The organism is Candidatus Nitrospira salsa, from assembly GCF_965152625.1.
Genome location: NZ_CBCUCO010000002.1, coordinates 2107942 through 2124898, shown reverse-complemented (window position 1 = coordinate 2124898; position 16957 = coordinate 2107942). Strand labels below are relative to the sequence as shown.

The window sequence follows — 16957 nt, the reverse complement described above, 5'->3', positions numbered from 1 at the left end:
TCGATGATATTTTAGGAAATAGCGTAACTCCGTGCCAGATTTCATGAGGGAAGCGCAGACGTAGTACGGGTAGAGAAACAAAACGGTTAACTATATACAATGATATACGAATAATTTTGCAACTTCTTGTAATTCGAGTCTGACCCCTAATATACGTCGCCAGGGCCTTTTTTAACTCATCGGCCAGGCCAAGGTAATCCACCACGAGGCCGCCGGGTTTATCTTTGAACACGCGATTTACCCGCGCGATGGCCTGCATCAGTCCGTGTCCACGCATCGGCTTGTCCACGTACATCGTGTGAAGACTGGGGGCGTCGAAACCCGTCAGCCACATATCCCGTACGATCACAATTTGAAAAGAGTCCTTCGGGTTCCGAAACCGGAGCGCCATGTCCTCGCGCCGCTTCTTATTGCGGATATGCTCCTGCCATTCCATCGGATCGGAGGCCGACCCGGTCATAATGACTTTCATCGAACCGGCGTCATCTGTTTCGCCATGCCACGCCGGGCGTAAGGCCGCAATTTCACGATACAGGTCGACACAAATGCGACGGCTCATGCAGACGATCATGGCCTTTCCCGCCATGGCCCCAAGCCGTGTCTCAAAATGATCGACCAGATCTTGCGCAATCAACTGGATACGGGTTTCCGAACCCACCACCGCTTCGAGTTGCGCCCACTTGGTCTTGAGCTTTTCCTTGCGGGCAACCTCTTCGCTTTCGGTAGCCTCTTCAAATTCAGAATCGATCTTCTGGCGTTCGGAGTCTTTCAGTACCAGCTTGGCAAGTCGGCTCTCGTAGTAGATGGGCACGGTGGCCCCGTCGATGACCGCCCGTTGAATGTCGTAGACGCTGATGTAGTCGCCGAAGACCGCCCGGGTGTTGGCATCGGTCTTTTCGATGGGTGTTCCCGTAAATCCGATGAAGGACGCGTTCGGCAGCGCGTCGCGCATATGCCGGGCGAAGCCGTCGATAAAATCATACTGGCTGCGGTGCGCTTCATCTGCGATCACCACGATGTTGCGGCGGTCCGACAACACTGGCATTCGCCAGTCATCCTCACCCTCCGCTTCGCTCTTCCCTCTCCCACTGGGAGAGGGTTGGGGTGAGGGTGCCGCCGCCGCTGGCGGCATAAATTTTTGAATAGTCGTGAAAATGACCCCACCGGATGCGACCTTCAGTTTCTCCCGAAGGTCGGCACGATCTTCCGCTTGCACCGGTGGTTGGCGAAGCAGATGGTGGCAACGGGCAAAGGTACCGAAAAGCTGATCGTCCAAGTCATTGCGGTCAGTCAGGACGACAATGGTTGGGTTGGCCATCGTCGGATGCAGGATGACTCGACCCGCGTAAAACGCCATGGTTAAGCTCTTGCCAGAACCTTGTGTGTGCCACACTACACCAACGCGTCGATCTCCCGCTTCACCGCCTGGCTGGTGTCCCGCCGCGTAATGTCCCACAGCCTCCGCAGATTGGTGTTCCTGAGCTCGGCGGGCTGCCCGCAAGGTTTCTTCGACGGCGACGTTCACCGCGTGGAATTGATGGTACCCCGCTATCTTTTTGATCAGTTTGCCACGGCCTTCGTCCTCGAACACAATGAAGTGCCGCACCAGATCGAGAAGCCGGCGTTTGTCGAAAACGCCTTCAAGGACGACCTGCAATTCCGCTAGCGTGGCCGAGGCATCTTCGCGCCCCGTAACCGTGCGCCAAGGTTTAAACCATTCCTTGCCTGCCCCAAGTGCGCCGATACGGGCCTGTACTCCGTCGGAGGCAATCAGCGCCGCGTTGGTTGCGAAAAGCGAGGGAATCTGAGCCTGATAGGTTTGGAGTTGGCGATAGGCGCTCCAGACCGTGGCGTCCTCATCGGCAGGATTCTTCAATTCGATCACGGCCAGCGGAAGTCCGTTTACAAATAACACCACATCCGGGCGGCGCAGATGTTGCCCTTCTCGCCGACCGTGAACTGATTCACGGCCAGCCAGTCATTATTGTCGGCTTGGTGAAAGTCGAGAACTTGAGCCTGCGCCCCTGCAATTGAACCATCCGGCCGACGGTATTCAACGGTGACGCCGTCCACGAGCATATGATGGACAGCACGGTTGCGTTCAAGCAGCGAAGGGGCATCGATCCGTGTCAGCTTGCGATAGGCATCTTCTAGCGCTTCGGCGGGCAAGTCGGGATTCAGCCGAACGAGTGCCTGCCGCAAGCGACCTTCCAGAACCACATCGGTATAACTCCCCCTCTCCCTCTGGGAGAGGGTTGGGGTGAGGGTATCGCCAGCAGGCGATATGTCAGGGCCGTGGAGGACGGTATAACCCAAGGCTTCGAGCCAAGCCAGCGCGGCGTCTTCGACGATGGATTCGGTGAAGGTCTTCATGTCTGTGGTTCCACCAGCAGATTGATAATCAGCCGGATCATTAAATCTTTGTTGGACGGCGCACTTTCTGCGAGAAGTAGGGTGAGTGCCGTCAAACCTTCCGGGGTGAGTCGGTGGGGCACGCCTTCCTGCTGGAGGTAGAGCATGAACAAAAAAGAGCCGATGCGCTTGTTTCCGTCAGTGAAGGGATGATCTTTGACGATAAAATAGAGTAGGTGGGCCGCCTTCTCTTCTCGTGACCGGTATAACGAATCGCCGAACATCGTCTGCTCAAGACTGGCGAGTATGCCCTCCAAGGCCTCCCCACGGGGGTTCCCGAATAACGGCGTGGCTTCATTCCGGGCTAACAATTCCCTCTTGAAATCGGCAATCGCACGGCTGGCCCGGTCGTAATCCAGCACGCCGGAAGAGGGGTGTACGCCGGGCGGCAGGGGAAGCCGGTCTTCGTCGTATTCCAGCAGCAGACGCCAGGTGTCCGCGTAGCCAACGATCAGATCCAACACCGCGCCACCGGTTTCGTCCACTAAGGACTGATTTTGTAGTGTTCGGGCCAGCAAATCGAGGGTCTGCTTCATCTCGTCGAGGCCCCGCTCGGCCAACCGCCGCTCGTTAAATGTATAGCCCCGCAGCAAGTGGTCCCGCAGAGTCCGAGTGGCCCAGATGCGGAATTGCGTGCCACGTTTGGAGTTGACGCGATAGCCGACCGAAAGGATAGCGTCGAGGTTGAAGAACTCGACTTGGTAGGTCTTACCATCTGCCGCAGTTGTTGCATTTTTTGCAACAACTGCCTCACGCTCCAGCTCCCCGGAAGTGAACACAGTCCGTAAATGCCGTGAGATTACGGACTTATCACGTCCGAACAGCTCGGCCATCTGGGTCAGGGACAACCAGACCGTCTCCCGTTCGAGCCGCACGTCAACCCGCACTTGGCCATCCTGGGCTTCATAGAGGATGACCTCGCCACCGGGTGTATCTTTCGATGTACTCATACTAATGTTTTCTCATTGTAGTCTCTATCGGATGTTATTTGGGATAAGCTGGGTAAAAAAATGGATTTGGTCTCGGCTGATTGAAATGTTAGAGGTCGGTCTTTCATAGAAGGACATTGACATAGCTCCCCCCTCTCCCGCTGGGAGAGGGCCGGGGTGAGGGTATCGCCAGCAGGCGATCTTCCCCTCTCCCGCTGGGAGAGGGCCGGGGTGAGGGTATCGCCGATAGGCGATCTTCCCCTCTCCCTCTGGGAGAGGGCTAGGGTGAGGGTATCGCCAGCAGGCGATCTTCCCCTCTCCCTCTGGGAGAGGGCTGGGGAGAGGGTATCGCCAGCAGGCGATATGTCAGGGCCGTGCAGAACGGTATAGCCTAAGGCTTCCAGCCAGGCTAACGCGGCGTCCTCGACGACAGATTCGGTGAAGGTAAAGCTCATGTCGACTCCCAAAGTTGTATCAATGGGACCGCATGCATTCCATCGCCAAAACTTGCGCAGGTCTCGCCATCATACAGCACCACCCCACAGGCAAAGCGTGATCCTGCAGCCTGCTTGAGCTTGCGCAACCCGCGGAAATCCGCTGCGGTAACCGTGGCGGCAGCTTTCACTTCCACCCCGGCGAGCACACGCGCGCCCTGTTCAATGACGAGGTCCACTTCGGCGCCATCTTTATCCCGGAAATGAAAGAACATCAGTGATTCGTGGTACCAGCTCGCCTGCCGTCGAAGCTCTTGGAACACAAATGTTTCAAGGAGCTGACCCAGCAGGGTCCGGTCTGCTGCCAACGCGGCCGCGTTGATCCCGAGCAGGGCTGTGGCCAGCCCGGTATCTCCCACATGCAGTTTGGGGGTTTTGACGAGTCGGCTCAAGCGATTACTATGCCAGGGCGGCAACGTTTCGAGTAGGAAGATCCGCTCGAGGAGCGTCACGTAGTTCTGGATGGTCGGGCGGCTGAGATGAAACGGTGCGGCCAGGTCGGAGACGTTCAAGAGTCTCGCCGTCTGAGCTGCCGCCAAGGCGAGCAGACGAGGTAATGCATCGAGTGCACTGATGCGGGTCAAATCGCGCACGTCACGCTGAACGAGCGCATCCAGATAGTCGCGGTACCAGGTCACGCGTCGTCGCTCGGCAGGTCGAGCCAGAGCGGCCGGATAACCTCCCGCCACAATCCGCTTGGCCAGCTCGCCAGCCAATCGTTCGCCGCTTCGGGTTTTGAAGCCCGCAGCAAACAGCGTGTCCAGAAATACAGGCTCACGGCGCTCCAGCTCGCACTGTGCAAGCGGATGTAACCGAAGCATCTCCAGTCGACCCGCCAGTGAATCCACCAGTTTAGGAACGAACAGAACATGAGCTGAGCCGGTCAAGATGAAACGGCCTGGGGTTCGCTTACGGTCGATGGCCGTCTTGAGCGCGGCAAAGAGTGTTGGAACTCGTTGCACCTCATCCAGAATCACATGGTTCGGCAAGTCGGCCACAAAGCCTACCGGATCAGCCTCTGCGGCCGCACGGGCCACATCGTCATCGAAGTTGAGATAGGCATAGCCCAAACGCTCTCCGACCTGTTGGGCCAGTGTGGTCTTGCCGCATTGACGCGGGCCGTAGATCAACACCGCCGGGGAATCGACCAGTGCCTCAAGCAGGAGCGGTTCGGCATACCGGGGGTAAAGTGGGGAGTTGGGCATCGGCTAATCGTAAGCTTGTTGTTCGTCTAATTGCAATGTTTAATGTCGGCTAATTGCAATGTTATAGACCGGCCTTTCAGTACAACATCGGTATAGCTCCCCCTCTCCCGCTGGGAGAGGGCCGGGGTGAGGGTATCACCGATAGGCGATCTTCCCCTCTCCCTCTGGAGAGGGCTGGGGTGAGGGTATCGCCGATAGGCGATCTTCCCCTCTCCCTCTGGGAGAGGGTTGGGGTGAGGGTATCGCCAGCAGGCGATCTTCCCCTCTCCCGCTGGGAGAGAGAGGGCTGGGGTGAGGGTATCGCCAGCAGGCGATATGTCAGGGCCGTGCAGAACGGCATAGCCCAAGGCTTCGAGCCAGGCCAGCGCGGCGTCTTCGACGATGGATTTGGTGAAGGTGTTCCTCATCGTTTCTGATACCGCCATCGGCCAAGAACAGTCTTGACCTTCTCTTCGGATATTCCGGAGTTCTGCCATCCCCTGTCGAAGTCAATGTCGCTCGACCTTGGCAATTCATTATCCGAGAGTTCTCGAATCATCACTCGGGACGGAAGCATCGCTGCTTGGCCGACAAATATAGCCTCTCGTCGCCGTAGCCCAGAGAGCATTTTGGTTAGGCCGACCATGGAATCTGGCAGCACACCACGAACATGTTCTCTGTCCTTCTCATTGGTGATTCGAAGGACAAGCCATGAATTGCATTGGGACAACACGGTCGCCTCCACCTCGCTCGGACGCTGTGAAACGAGAAAGAGCCCGATACCGTATTTTCTACCTTCTTTGGCAATTCGCCTGATAGCGCTTTGAGCTGCGCTATATTGGGCCTCGCCACTATCTGGGACATAGCGGTGAGCTTCCTCGCAAACTAATGCGACAGGGGTGGCTTTCCTTTCCTTCGATGTCTGCCACACCTTCAGGGAGAAAAGGATGCGTGCAATAGCTGCACTTGCAATGCCTGCTACCTCATTGGGTACTCCAGATAGATCAACGATTCTTATTGCATTACCCTCACCCAGGATTTGCGTGATAACCGATGGCATCGGATCAGTCGTGTTGTCCCACGGCTTCATCATGAAGGCCAATCGCCCGTCCTTCATCAATGAGTCGAGTTTTCGGAGAATCTTGTTGTAATCTTCATGATCCTTCTTGTTCTTGTTGTTAGGTCGTTGAGTATTGATGGCACCGACGAATCCCGTCTCGTATTTTTTGTCTCCGACCTCACCGAATTCGTCGAGCCCCGCTGGCTCCCCCAGGACATATGGAATGGGCGCATCGACAGTGAGTTTTGTGGGGTCCAGGCTCAGGACATCTCTCGCAGCCTGTGTTCGGACCATAAGCAAGGCGTTTTTGACGATGTTTGCTTGTGACGTGGCTGCATATTCGGTCTTGCCGATCAAGAGACCAATTGTCTCTTCGAGATCGAGTAGCCAGTAAGGCAGAGACAACGTTCCCTCGTCGGTTGACAGTCGCCTATGCCCAAGGAACGCATTTTCGTACTCGTTGTGTGGGTCAAGAATGACGACCTCTGGTTTCCATGCCGCGTGGCCTGCTTCGTTACCTCTTTGTAGAATGGAATGAATGACCGCCGCCACCGCCCCGGATTTGCCGGACCCAGTGGAGCCAAGAATCGCGGTGTGCTTCCCGAGAAGCTCGTTCATGTCGGCATAGCACGGTGCCCCGCCCGCTCCAACGTGCTCGCCAAGTCGAATCACAGCACCCTTCGCGTGTCCATAGATGAAGCGCAATTCTGATTTGGGCGTCAGGTAGACTGTTTGTTGAGGCAAGGGATAAGTAGCTATGCCTCGCTCAAATTCCAGATTCGCGGTCCCTGATGCATCACGCGTCCACTCGCCCTCCCCGAACAAATCAGCCTCGACGATCCGCTCATCTGTTCCAGCTCGAGGAGTTATTCCACGCTCAGCCTCATATTCTGTTTTCATTCGAAGCCTGCCGACGAGTGCGTAGATCAGGCGTCGTCCAAAGTGAACTCGCACGATGGACCCGAACTGCCCAATGGGATAGGTCTCTCCAGCGTAGACCCGAGAAAGCTCCATTAGCCCTGGCTCAAGTTCGGCAATGATGTGTGAGCCGTCTACCTCGATGATTTTGCCGATAGCCAGATTTTCGATCGGCTCCCCGGGGCTACGTTTTTTTGTGTTCATCGCTCACCCCCAAGCAATCGTGTGATGTTCTCAAATTTCCACCACAGGAGATCTCTCTCAGATCTCTCTACGACATCACCATGAAAAAACCCCCGGTTGGCAAAGACCAGGACTTGTTCTCGAATGTTTTCGTCTTCTGCCCAGGTTTTCAATTGTCCTGTAGGTTTGTCCTCACTCACGAAGGCTACTACGGTTAAATTACCGGAAGATTCGCGTAGTGCCCTGTCGATTTCGATATTGATATGCGAATCTGCAAAGGAATAACCGCAAATAACCAGGACTAGTTGAGAACCTTGGGTGGGGCGCATAACGCAACGTGCTTGCTCTGCAAGCTGTGCAAAGGGATCCAACTGCGTTTCGCGGTACTTAGTTGAAGCCGGCCAGATTAAGATCCTTCTATCCTGCGTGGCTGGCATACGGAGAGTCGACGCAATTCGTCTTGGAAGGGAATTACCAGGAACCTCACACCAGTTGATAGATCCGTGAAGTTTTAGAACACGTGCCGCCAAACCATCACGGTTGAACGTTTGAGGGTTCCACCACCCTGTTACGCCACCGTCAATTCCATCGGAAAACGGGACACATTCAAGAGCCAAAGCGTCTTCAATGACCGTATCGTAATTGAGCACGAGATAGTCGACAAGGAGGGTGGGGGCTACCTTACCGACGCGAATAGGACGGTGCACAGCAGAGACGAATGCTTGGTGTGTTTCGATATTGACTTGTTCATTGATGATCTTTGCAATAGCTATCTTGATTTGTTCGGCAGCAGTTTTAAGTTGCGCCGCTGAATATTGTTTCCCGTCAAGGGGCACCTGAGTTTGCGCCGCTTCTCGCTCGGTTCTCCGCTTGGCGATTGCAAGAAGATCTACTAGTTCGCTTAGGTAGTCTTCAATGTGGGCATTAGGGGCACCGTCAAAAAGTTTCTTTACGGAGGTCAGGATTGATTTGGAGGTTTCTTCGAGTTCAGTGCTTTGTAGTGTCATATCCGTGAGCTCGGCTGTTAGGGGAAGCCCAGCGCACTTGCTGCAACCAGCTCCGATTAGGAACGCACGCCTACTTTGCACGAAAAGGTCTTCGAACTTCTCGACTCCTTGTGAAAATGGTTTTTTGCGAAGAATTGTTAAGTCGTCGGGTGCTGGCATATGATAGTCTCCATGGGTGTGGGCGTTCCAGGAACCCGTAGTTCGCCGGAGATGAGTTTGGGCAGGAGTGTATCTCGAAGGTTAACGAGGGTTTGTTTCTCAATCGTGTTCTGAAAAGTTTTGTCGAAAAGCGGCGCAATTAGGTTGTCGAATACTTCCAGCACTCTTAGAGGTGATGAGGACACATTAAGCCTCTTCATGTCTGCAACCGTTACATGTCCAAGTCCTGTTGTTTGTTTATTTCGTGCAATCTCAACGAGCGTTGGCCTCAGAAAATTAAGCAAGTAATAAACGAATCGCTTTTCGGCAATCGTAGGCGTTACGATTTTGAAGATGTGCTGGTTCAGTAACCCAGGCCCCCTCGTCCATAGGAATACATCAAGCGAAGTATCGGGACTTCCCGACCACGAATAGAGAAGTTCGCCTGTATCAATCATTTGCTTCTGATCAAGAAAACGACCAGAGAATTTTGTTTGTGCGGTGATGCCGTCTTTGAGTTCCGCGATCTTCACGATTGGCAAGCCAAAGCCCGGTTCGCAAAAGTCTGCACTCTTGAAAGCTGCTCCATTGATGAACGCTGCTGTCTCATACAGTGAACGTACGTTCCACCCCTTCGGGATTTCGCCCAGCTCGGAGGATTCGAAGGAGTCGGGGAACAAGTGGTCGAAGGCGCTGCCTTCGCCCACACCCTCACCCCATCCCTCTCCCAGCGGGAGAGGGGGTGCGGATGCTTCGTCCACATCCTCGCCCCGTCCCTCTCCAAGCGGGAGAGGGTGTGAAGATGCGTTGGCGAGGGTGGTCAGGACGGATTCTGGGTCATCGAGTACTTGGTTGTTCGTGAAGCGCAAGACTTTGTAGCCTTTTGATTCCATCCACGCATCTCGTTTGTGATCCTTCTTGCGTGTGGTTGAATGAATGCCGCCATCTAGCTCAATGACCAAGCGATGCTCGTGGCAGTAGTAATCGGCAATATAGTCACCTAATTGATGTTGGCGTCGGAATTTGCGCCCCAGAAAACGACGATCCCGTACCAGCTCCCAGAACAGGTCTTCAGCAGACGTCTGCTTGCGCCGTAGTGCTCGGGCAGTTTCCAGTAAACCTGAGAAATCGTATCCCCCGCGATAATTCGTCTTACCCCCTTCTCCCTTTGGGAGAGGGGCCGGGGGTGAGGGTTGATTTTGACCCATCTTCCTAGCCATGTTTCTTCTCACCGGGTCAAAATCAATGAACCAGGACTTAAACAGTGCCCGCGCCATGGCCTCCAGCGTTTCGTTCATCCGCCGATTCAGTTCGATCTTGTCGTCCAGCGTGCCAAGGATGTTGGCGATGGTACGTTGTTCAGCCAACGGTGGAAGCGGAAATCGTAGCTGCTCAAGGGTTGCCAGATTGATGTTATCTTGCACGCTACCCGAAGCCTCATGCTGTAGATGCAGTTTAAGGTGTCGGAATGCATACTCGATGAAATGCAAATCGCACTTTGATTCATCGGCTATGAATCCAACAACAGAATCAGGGAAACAAGCAGGAAATCCAAGAATTGCTGTCTCTGCAATATTTGCCGCGATTGTGATGCACATCGTTCCCTTCGGCCACAGCCGACTCTGCGCAAGACCGGCTTCTGAATACGTTTGCTGGTAGGTTGTCAGGCGACCGCCAGAGTTCTTGATGTCGCCAGTTTGGATGAATGGATAGGGACCACCGTAAAGATGTTCCGCGTAACGGGGGCGATGGCGTGAACGCCCACGATTCACCTCGCCTAGGTTACCTAGCTTTGCCAATCGCCAACCGTTGGGTAAGGGTTCACTCGCCATGTCCCAGTTCCTTTAAATTGGCGGCGATCTGCCAGGCAGGCTCCGTTTGGGGCACGCAAGTTCCGATGAGGCGCTTCATGTTTTCTTCTCCTCTCCCGAGGTAAATCCGATTGGTCGCGGATTTTTCGACGCGGTTGGTGTCTTCAATTCGCGTATGGCTTCAAACACGACTTTGAACTGGGTATCGTACTTTTTCTTCAGCGCCGCAAATTGGCGAGCGAGGTTTTTATGCGAGGCCAACATTTGGCGAAGCCGAACGAAGGTCCGAATAATCTCAATATTGACCTGAATGGCGCGGTCGCTCCGTAACACGCTTGAGAGCATGGCATCCCCCTGTTCGGTGAAGACGTAGGCTCGGTATTTTCGATGGCGCCCACGGCCGCTTTTTAAGGTCACAGTTTGTGACCTTATAGCGAATCAAAATAAGTTCCACCTGAGGCATATCAACTAACCTCGCGCTACGACTCATTTCAAGCGTGCGGAAGTTAATTGGAACGGCTATAAACGTACAGTTTCCTCAATGGTCAGTTGGATCATCAAGTCGTTGGAAATCGATCACTATTCCGTTTGACCACTTGATTCAATGCTTTCACTTCTACTTCATATAGGGCTGCCAGATCTGCATCGAGCATGACTTTGTGCCCTCGAACCAAAATTATCTGCGACTCAATGGTCTCTATGGCCACAAGGGATTTCTTACTCGCCATATCCCAATTCCTTCAGGTTGGCGGCAATGGCGGCGTCCAGTTTTGCGGCTTCGGCCTGTTGCTCACGCAGTGTCGCGGTGAGTCGTTTCATTTTCTCGTCGAACGGTTCGCCGTCGGCCTCGGCGATTTCCGCTCCGACATAACGGCCGGGGGTGAGCACGTGGCCGTGTTTGCGGATTTCGTCGAGGGTGGCTGATTTGCAGAAGCCGGGGATATTATCGTAGGTTGTTCGCCCTTCGACAGGCTCAGGGTGAACGATGTTGTCCCCTCGCCATAGGTGGTAGGTGCCGGCGATCTTGGCAAGGTCTTCATCGGAAAGTTCACGATGGACGCGGTCCACGAGCGTTCCCATTTTTCGGGCGTCGATAAAGAGCGTTTCGCCGCGACGATCCCGGAAACGACTCTCTCTCCCTCTCCCGCTGGGAGAGGGCAGGGGTGAGGGGTGCCCGCGCTTATCGCGGGCAATGAACCAGAGACACACCGGAATTTGCGTGGAGTAGAACAGTTGCCCTGGCAGCGCCACCATGCAATCCACGAGGTCGGCTTCGATGATCGCCTTGCGGATGACGCCTTCATTCGATTGATTGGACGACATTGAGCCGTTCGCGAGCACGAAGCCTGCGAGGCCAATGGGAGAAAGATGATGGATGAAATGTTGGACCCAGGCATAGTTGGCGTTACCCGCAGGCGGCTTACCGTAGTCCCAGCGCTTGTCGTCCTTTAAGAGTTCACCCCGCCAGTCGCTGTCATTGAAGGGCGGGTTGGCCAGCACGTAGTCGGCTTTGAGGTCGGGGTGTTTATCGTTGTGGAAGGTGTCACCGTGGGCAATCTGCGCGTCGATGCCTCGAATGGCCAGATTCATTTTGGCCAGGCGCCAGGTGGTGTAGTTGGACTCCTGGCCGTAGATGGAGATGTCGCCGAGTTTGCCGCTGTGGGCCTCGATGAATTTTTCGCTTTGAACGAACATGCCGCCTGATCCGCAGCAGGGATCGTAGACGCGCCCTTTGTAGGGGGCCAGCATTTCCACTAGCACGCGCACCACGCTGGAGGGCGTGTAGAATGGCCGCCGCTTTTGCCTTCGGCGCTGGCGAAGCGGGAGAGGAAATATTCATAGACGCGCCCCAGGGTGTCCTTGGCGCGGTCGGCGGTACTTTCAAGTGCGATGTCGCTGACCAGATTGATGATCTGCCCGAGTCGTTGTTTGTCGAGGCCTGTGCGGGCGAAGTCTTTCGGTAGCACCCCTTTGAGCGAGGGGTTATCTCGCTCGATGGCGCTCATGGCGTCATCCACCAGCGTGCCAATTGTTGATTGTGGCGCGCTTGCTTTCAGTTGTGTCCAGCGGGCTTCCTTCGGCACCCAAAAGATGCTGGCGGCTTTGTACTCGTCCGGGTCTTCCGGGTCGGCGCCCTGTGCCTCCTGGGCTACCAGTTCGTCGTGTTTCGCTTCGAAGGCATCGGAGATGTACTTGAGAAAGATGAGGCCTAGGACGACGTGTTTGTATTCCGCCGCGTCCATGTTGTTGCGCAGCGCGTCGGCGGCTTGCCAGAGCTTCTGCTCAAATCCGACTGTCGCGCCGTTCTGTGCTTTTTTGGTTTTGGATTTTGCTTGTCGTGCCATGTCGTGTCCCGTGGATATCCCGCTATTTTCAAAAGCGAGAATACCCAACCCTTCCAAACAAATCCAGAAGTATTGAGGGCGAGCGTTTGTTTGGATCAATGACTTCGTCGTGCCATTTCGCTCGACTGGTTTTGCGCGATTGCGCACAATCCTGCCCGCCCATGTTTTGAGCCATTCAATCGATTTGCGAACTTCCGTTTTTGGGAACCGGTCGATCTATGACCGACGGTCTTCAATTTATATCAATAAAAATCAGACTATTGTTCTTTACTCAAATATTTTTAGCAACTTTTTGTGGATATGACTAGCAATGATTGTCTTGAGGTCAAATTATGGATATGCCATTTCTAGGCCATTTCCCATAAGCAAAGTAGAATGAAGTGTTATGGCATGTTCAAACCAAGAACTCTATCTGATTGATACCTCCAAAATATAGGGGTCAGACTCGAATAAATATAAGATTTTGGATGTCCGTGTGTCGCAACGAGTGTCGTGATGCGATGTATTGCGTCAAGGCTCATATCTCCACAAACCACCCTTATTCGACTATCCACTGCCCCTGAGACTTGATCGCGTCGTACATGACATCGGGAGCGAGGTCGGCTCCATTCGCCCACTGTATAGCCCCCATCACGACCTCTACTTTCGAAAAAGCCTCTTCATCCCGTAAGGGCTCAAATATTGTTCCAGCGATTTTAGGACTATTCAGAAAGTTCCGCAGGTCGACCTTACCCGTTGTTCCGTCTACAAAGGTGACGTGTAAACACAGGTTAGCCTTGGCGCTCACAGAAGTGACACGCCAGGGAACGACATGCCGGATGGCTGGTTCTACTTCAGGGGTTCGACGGGATTCGGATGTTTGAGTTGGTTGCATAGATTCCAGTCCTCCATCAGTTCCTCGCGTTGATCTGTTACCCACTCTAGCACTAAGGCCATGGCCCGACGAGGTAGCGAGCCTCGCAATACGCGAAGCTCTCGCACATCGATCAACGCTTCATGTTCACCTTAGAGTGCATGAAAGTGAGGCGGGTTATGTTCCTTCCAGAACATTTCAATGTCGATACCATAAAAGACGCTAATAGTGGGCATGGTTATGTTTCTATGCCACCCTGAATTTTACAAGATAATTGCAGGGTTGTTAATGATGATAGAGCGAGATTGTTATAAGGGAATCCTTCTCTATTTTTCCAGCCAACGGCCTCAGTCGTTTCTCTCTTGCCATGCTACCCAACCCTTCGAATAATGTACAGAATTTTTGTTGACGACATGGTGTGGGTGGGAAGGCGGGCATTCCGTAGATTTGGTGCGGAGGTAGGATCGATATATAAATTCCCGACTAACAATGTTGTGATTGACGGGGCAGATTTCCGATTACCACTGCTGGTGCGAAGGCTCAAAAGACGGATGCCTGGTACAGAACGTAGGAATGACGAGAGGGAAAGATCGTTTTTCGAGAACCGTTGTCGGGGATGACCGCAGAGAGGGGCGGCCGATTGCTGCACGAACGATCGGTTTTCGGAATTGTCCCCTAAGCCTCAGCCCGCTCCGTCCTCTTGTCTTCTCTCGCACTGATCACCCATACTCTATCCTCACCATGGGGGACTGGATCATGAGAGAAAAGACCATGGCGTGCTGGGGAGGTGGGCGTCCCACGAAGGCATGGGGGCTTGACTCGCTTCGTACTCGGGAAAGATCGGATGGTCTGGTGAACGACTCCCACGATAAGGCCGTATGCGTGTTTTGACCATAGGACCTCAGATCGTGTGTTCCATGGTGCGTCGACTCGCGATGGTGACAGTCCGCATGAGGCGTGCGTGAAGATGCGTCGACGCGCGGGGTGGAAGTCGTGGGCCGCTTGGTCTGGCTTACGCGCGTCCTTCTCTCTGGGCTGTGCCACGTCTCGGATGATCGTGATTCTTCTCCTGCTCGGGGGCTTTCTATGGGTTGGCTGCCAGTCAACGGCACCGCCCCGTCCACCGGATGCCCACCTGGATCCCTCTTTGTCCTGTGAGGCAATCGCGACGCATATCAGTTTCCCAGATCGGATCACTACCCTCCGCGATATGTACCAGGCCTTCTCTGCCGGATGTGACGACACGGTCATTACGTATGGCACACAGGCCCAAGATACGTACAAATACAAGACGTTTCGGGTGCTCAAGGAAGCCAGTAACATCTTTTTGCCTGATGGGACGTTGATCGACTACGTCCTGGAAAGTTACGAGCGTGGGTTTCTGAGTGTGCTCCTGGCCATCAGCTACTATCGTCAGCACAATTTCGAAGCCTCTCAAGTGGAATTGCGAAGGCTGGACCATGAAATTTTCACGCCGCTGTATAACTACGGGGCCGATCCGATCAATCTGCTCTTTAGCGCCGTCCTCTGGGAAATGCTTGGTGAACCGTCTGAAGCGTGGGTTGATTGGAACCGTCTGCAAGGACAAGAAGGCCAGGATGAGGCGGTTCGGACCTTTGCGTCGCATCGCCTGGACCAGTTGAAAGGGAGGGAGGGCTCCTCTGCAGATTGGCGTGTGTATGCCATAGGGCGCTTTCCTGGCATTGATTGGGATATTGACTTCCAGGACTCCTCCACGGGGTACTTTTCGGTGAAGCCCCAACACCGCTTTCTTCCTGCTTGTTTTTCAGAGAGCGGGGTGCGCATTTCGACCCACAGTTGGTTTCAGAAAATCGCGTTGCGCCATGCTCAGGGCTATCATCCCTTGTTACATGCCCAGAGCTGGCTCAGATTGCCCTTCGGGGTGGCCTACAGCCTCATCACCTTTTCTGCGGGGGCGGGCATTATGGTTGGGGGCTGTTTTGTCGATATGGCCTCGGAGGGCCATGGTGCCTTGTGTCAGTTATCCATACTAGGGGGCGTGGCCGTGATGCAGGAATCTCCCCATGTGCTTCGATATGCTCTCCGTCCCGATCTCAGGCATTGGGATAATGTCCCGTCGAGTTTCCTCTTTACCAGGGCTCCTGATCTTCAAGACGAACCATGCTGGAGACCTGTCTCGACTCAGTCTCAAGGTCGGACGATCAAAATCTTCGGCAGACACGATCGAAACCATGAAATGAAGGTGGATGCCCGATGACGGCTGTCTGGGACGAGGAAGGCGGGGAAGGGCGAAGGGCTTAGGATGGTGGATGAACTGAGAAGAATTCGTGAGATGGAACGTCACTTCGCATCACGGACAATTCTGAAAATTCACGGAGTCTGGTTTTGCCAATAAATACATGATTTCGAGAGCGATCCTGACTTCTCCTTTTTTATGGGGTCAGACTCGAATTAATGTAATGTTTTGGATGTCCGTGTGTCGCAACGAGTGTTGCGGGAAGATCTGTTTCGTCACTGTTCATCTGCCGACAATTCATCTTATTTTACTCGACCATTCACCGACTTTGAGAGTTGATTGCGTCGTCCATCATATCGGGAGCGAGATCGGCTCCATTTGCCCACTGGACTGCCCCCAGAGCCACGCCAATTTTCGAAAAAGCCTCTTCATCCCGTAAGGGCTCAAACATTGTTCCGGCAAGGTTAGGACTATTCAGAAAGTTCCGTAGGCCGACTTCACCCGTTGTTCCGTCTGCAACGGTGACGTGTCAACACAGGTGAGCCTTGGCGCTCACTGAAGTGACACGCCAGTGAACGCCATGCCGAATGACTGGTTCTCCTTCAGGGGATCGATGGGTTTCGAATGGTAGAGTGGGGTGCATAGATGCCAGTCTTCCGTCAGTTCCCCGTGATGACCTCTCGCTGAGCTCGTTGTGCCAGTGGATGCGCTCTAGTCGTTCCCAATTCATTTCCGTCCGTATGAATCGGTGGTTCGCGCTGAGTTGGTGAATATGAATCGACTGGACTTGGACACCTGTCAAACAGAGATCAGTTGGATTATTGAATAACGATGTCGGATGTATGTGAGAAACGCGAGGTCTTGCATGTATCGTGACCTAGCATACCGACTTTCAATCTTTGGTTTCGCTCTCGTCGAGAGTGCTGCGCTCTCCTGACCGTCTGACTAGCCCTGTGCTGTTCATGTTGTCCAGTAAACCAGACTATTGTGTTTTACTTAAATACCTTTTGGCATTGTTTGTGGATGTGAGTAGGCGATGACGAGGAATGGTCTTGAGCCGGCATGACATATGATAGGCCATTTCTAGGCCCTGGGCTTTGAACCATATTGTGATCTTCATCTCTGGTTTGAGCCATGGCCACATTGATAAGGCATTGGGCTCGTAGATCATATCGACTTTGACGGGCGGATTGACTGAGAAGCGTTTGCACGTGGCTTCTGGTCTCAGGTCTGTTTCTTTCTGTCATTCGCCGCTGTCACGGTGATTCTCTCATACGATGCCAACCCTCGTTATTTAACCGATCGACCAGAATATTTTGAGTTTGAATGTTACCGTTCCTTGACATCCAAGGGAGTGAGGCAACAAAATATCCTATAATCTTAGATGTTTATGATTTTATGTTCA

The 16957-nt window shown here is 53.8% G+C and carries 10 protein-coding genes and 3 pseudogenes; 1 reads left to right on the top strand and 12 read right to left on the bottom strand.

Translation table 11 applies throughout. The features are described 5' to 3' along the window. Positions 1–151 precede the first annotated feature (151 nt). The 12 genes and pseudogenes from ACWQXP_RS11485 to ACWQXP_RS11430 all read right to left on the bottom strand — a co-directional run. A pseudogene (locus tag ACWQXP_RS11485) lies at positions 152–2373 on the bottom strand (type I restriction endonuclease subunit R); the annotation flags it as partial. Beyond that, positions 2370–3362, bottom strand: a complete 993-nt coding sequence (gene rhuM, locus ACWQXP_RS11480) for a RhuM family protein (protein WP_454062957.1) — start codon at positions 3360–3362, stop codon at positions 2370–2372. The gene rhuM and the pseudogene ACWQXP_RS11485, both read right to left, overlap by 4 nt. Next, positions 3359–3796: a hypothetical protein gene (locus tag ACWQXP_RS11475; RefSeq protein ID WP_454062956.1), complete on the bottom strand. Its 438-nt coding sequence runs from the start codon at positions 3794–3796 to the stop codon at positions 3359–3361. The genes rhuM and ACWQXP_RS11475 overlap by 4 nt, the downstream gene beginning before the upstream one ends. Next, positions 3793–5040 (bottom strand): ATP-binding protein, encoded by a 1248-nt coding sequence (locus ACWQXP_RS11470; protein WP_454062955.1) that lies wholly within the window; start codon positions 5038–5040, stop codon positions 3793–3795. Before ACWQXP_RS11470 ends, ACWQXP_RS11475 begins: the two co-directional genes overlap by 4 nt. Positions 5041–5443: 403 nt before the next feature. Further along, positions 5444–7201 carry an ATP-binding protein gene (locus ACWQXP_RS11465; RefSeq protein ID WP_454062954.1) on the bottom strand — a complete coding sequence of 586 codons (1758 nt, stop codon included), beginning with the start codon at positions 7199–7201 and terminating at the stop codon, positions 5444–5446. Further along, on the bottom strand, positions 7198–8346 hold the full coding sequence (locus ACWQXP_RS11460) for an SIR2 family protein (protein WP_454062953.1): 1149 nt from the start codon (positions 8344–8346) through the stop codon (positions 7198–7200). The genes ACWQXP_RS11465 and ACWQXP_RS11460 overlap by 4 nt, the downstream gene beginning before the upstream one ends. Further along, a complete protein-coding gene (locus ACWQXP_RS11455) occupies positions 8325–10157 on the bottom strand; it encodes a DUF559 domain-containing protein (protein ID WP_454062952.1) in 1833 nt (610 codons plus the stop codon). Before ACWQXP_RS11455 ends, ACWQXP_RS11460 begins: the two co-directional genes overlap by 22 nt. Before the next feature lie 75 nt (positions 10158–10232). Continuing rightward, entirely contained in the window at positions 10233–10553 is a 321-nt protein-coding gene (locus tag ACWQXP_RS11450) for a hypothetical protein (protein ID WP_454062951.1), read from the bottom strand. A 140-nt stretch (positions 10554–10693) separates the two neighbouring features. Further along, on the bottom strand, positions 10694–10864 hold the full coding sequence (locus ACWQXP_RS11445) for an ORF6N domain-containing protein (protein ID WP_454062950.1): 171 nt from the start codon (positions 10862–10864) through the stop codon (positions 10694–10696). Beyond that, positions 10854–12481: pseudogene (locus ACWQXP_RS11440) on the bottom strand (class I SAM-dependent DNA methyltransferase). The gene ACWQXP_RS11445 and the pseudogene ACWQXP_RS11440 overlap by 11 nt, the downstream one beginning before the upstream one ends. A gap of 538 nt (positions 12482–13019) precedes the next feature. Beyond that, positions 13020–13355 carry a DUF2442 domain-containing protein gene (locus tag ACWQXP_RS11435; protein WP_454062949.1) on the bottom strand — a complete coding sequence of 112 codons (336 nt, stop codon included), beginning with the start codon at positions 13353–13355 and terminating at the stop codon, positions 13020–13022. Beyond that, positions 13310–13474: pseudogene (locus ACWQXP_RS11430) on the bottom strand (DUF4160 domain-containing protein); the annotation flags it as partial. The pseudogene ACWQXP_RS11430 and the gene ACWQXP_RS11435, both read right to left, overlap by 46 nt. 821 nt (positions 13475–14295) lie before the next feature. Here ACWQXP_RS11430 and ACWQXP_RS11425 point away from each other — a divergent pair. After that, on the top strand, positions 14296–15573 hold the full coding sequence (locus tag ACWQXP_RS11425) for a hypothetical protein (RefSeq protein ID WP_454062948.1): 1278 nt from the start codon (positions 14296–14298) through the stop codon (positions 15571–15573). Positions 15574–16957 lie beyond the last annotated feature (1384 nt).

Bases quoted from the DNA above. Each gene is read 5' to 3' on its own strand.
- ACWQXP_RS11460 (WP_454062953.1), bottom strand. From the start codon at position 8,346: ATGCCAGCACCCGACGACTTAACAATTCTTCGCAAAAAACCATTTTCA.
- ACWQXP_RS11445 (WP_454062950.1), bottom strand. From the start codon at position 10,864: ATGGCGAGTAAGAAATCCCTTGTGGCCATAGAGACCATTGAGTCGCAG.
- ACWQXP_RS11435 (WP_454062949.1), bottom strand. From the start codon at position 13,355: ATGCAACCAACTCAAACATCCGAATCCCGTCGAACCCCTGAAGTAGAA.
- ACWQXP_RS11475 (WP_454062956.1), bottom strand. From the start codon at position 3,796: ATGAGCTTTACCTTCACCGAATCTGTCGTCGAGGACGCCGCGTTAGCC.
- ACWQXP_RS11455 (WP_454062952.1), bottom strand. From the start codon at position 10,157: ATGGCGAGTGAACCCTTACCCAACGGTTGGCGATTGGCAAAGCTAGGT.
- ACWQXP_RS11470 (WP_454062955.1), bottom strand. From the start codon at position 5,040: ATGCCCAACTCCCCACTTTACCCCCGGTATGCCGAACCGCTCCTGCTT.
- rhuM (WP_454062957.1), bottom strand. From the start codon at position 3,362: ATGAGTACATCGAAAGATACACCCGGTGGCGAGGTCATCCTCTATGAA.
- ACWQXP_RS11465 (WP_454062954.1), bottom strand. From the start codon at position 7,201: ATGAACACAAAAAAACGTAGCCCCGGGGAGCCGATCGAAAATCTGGCT.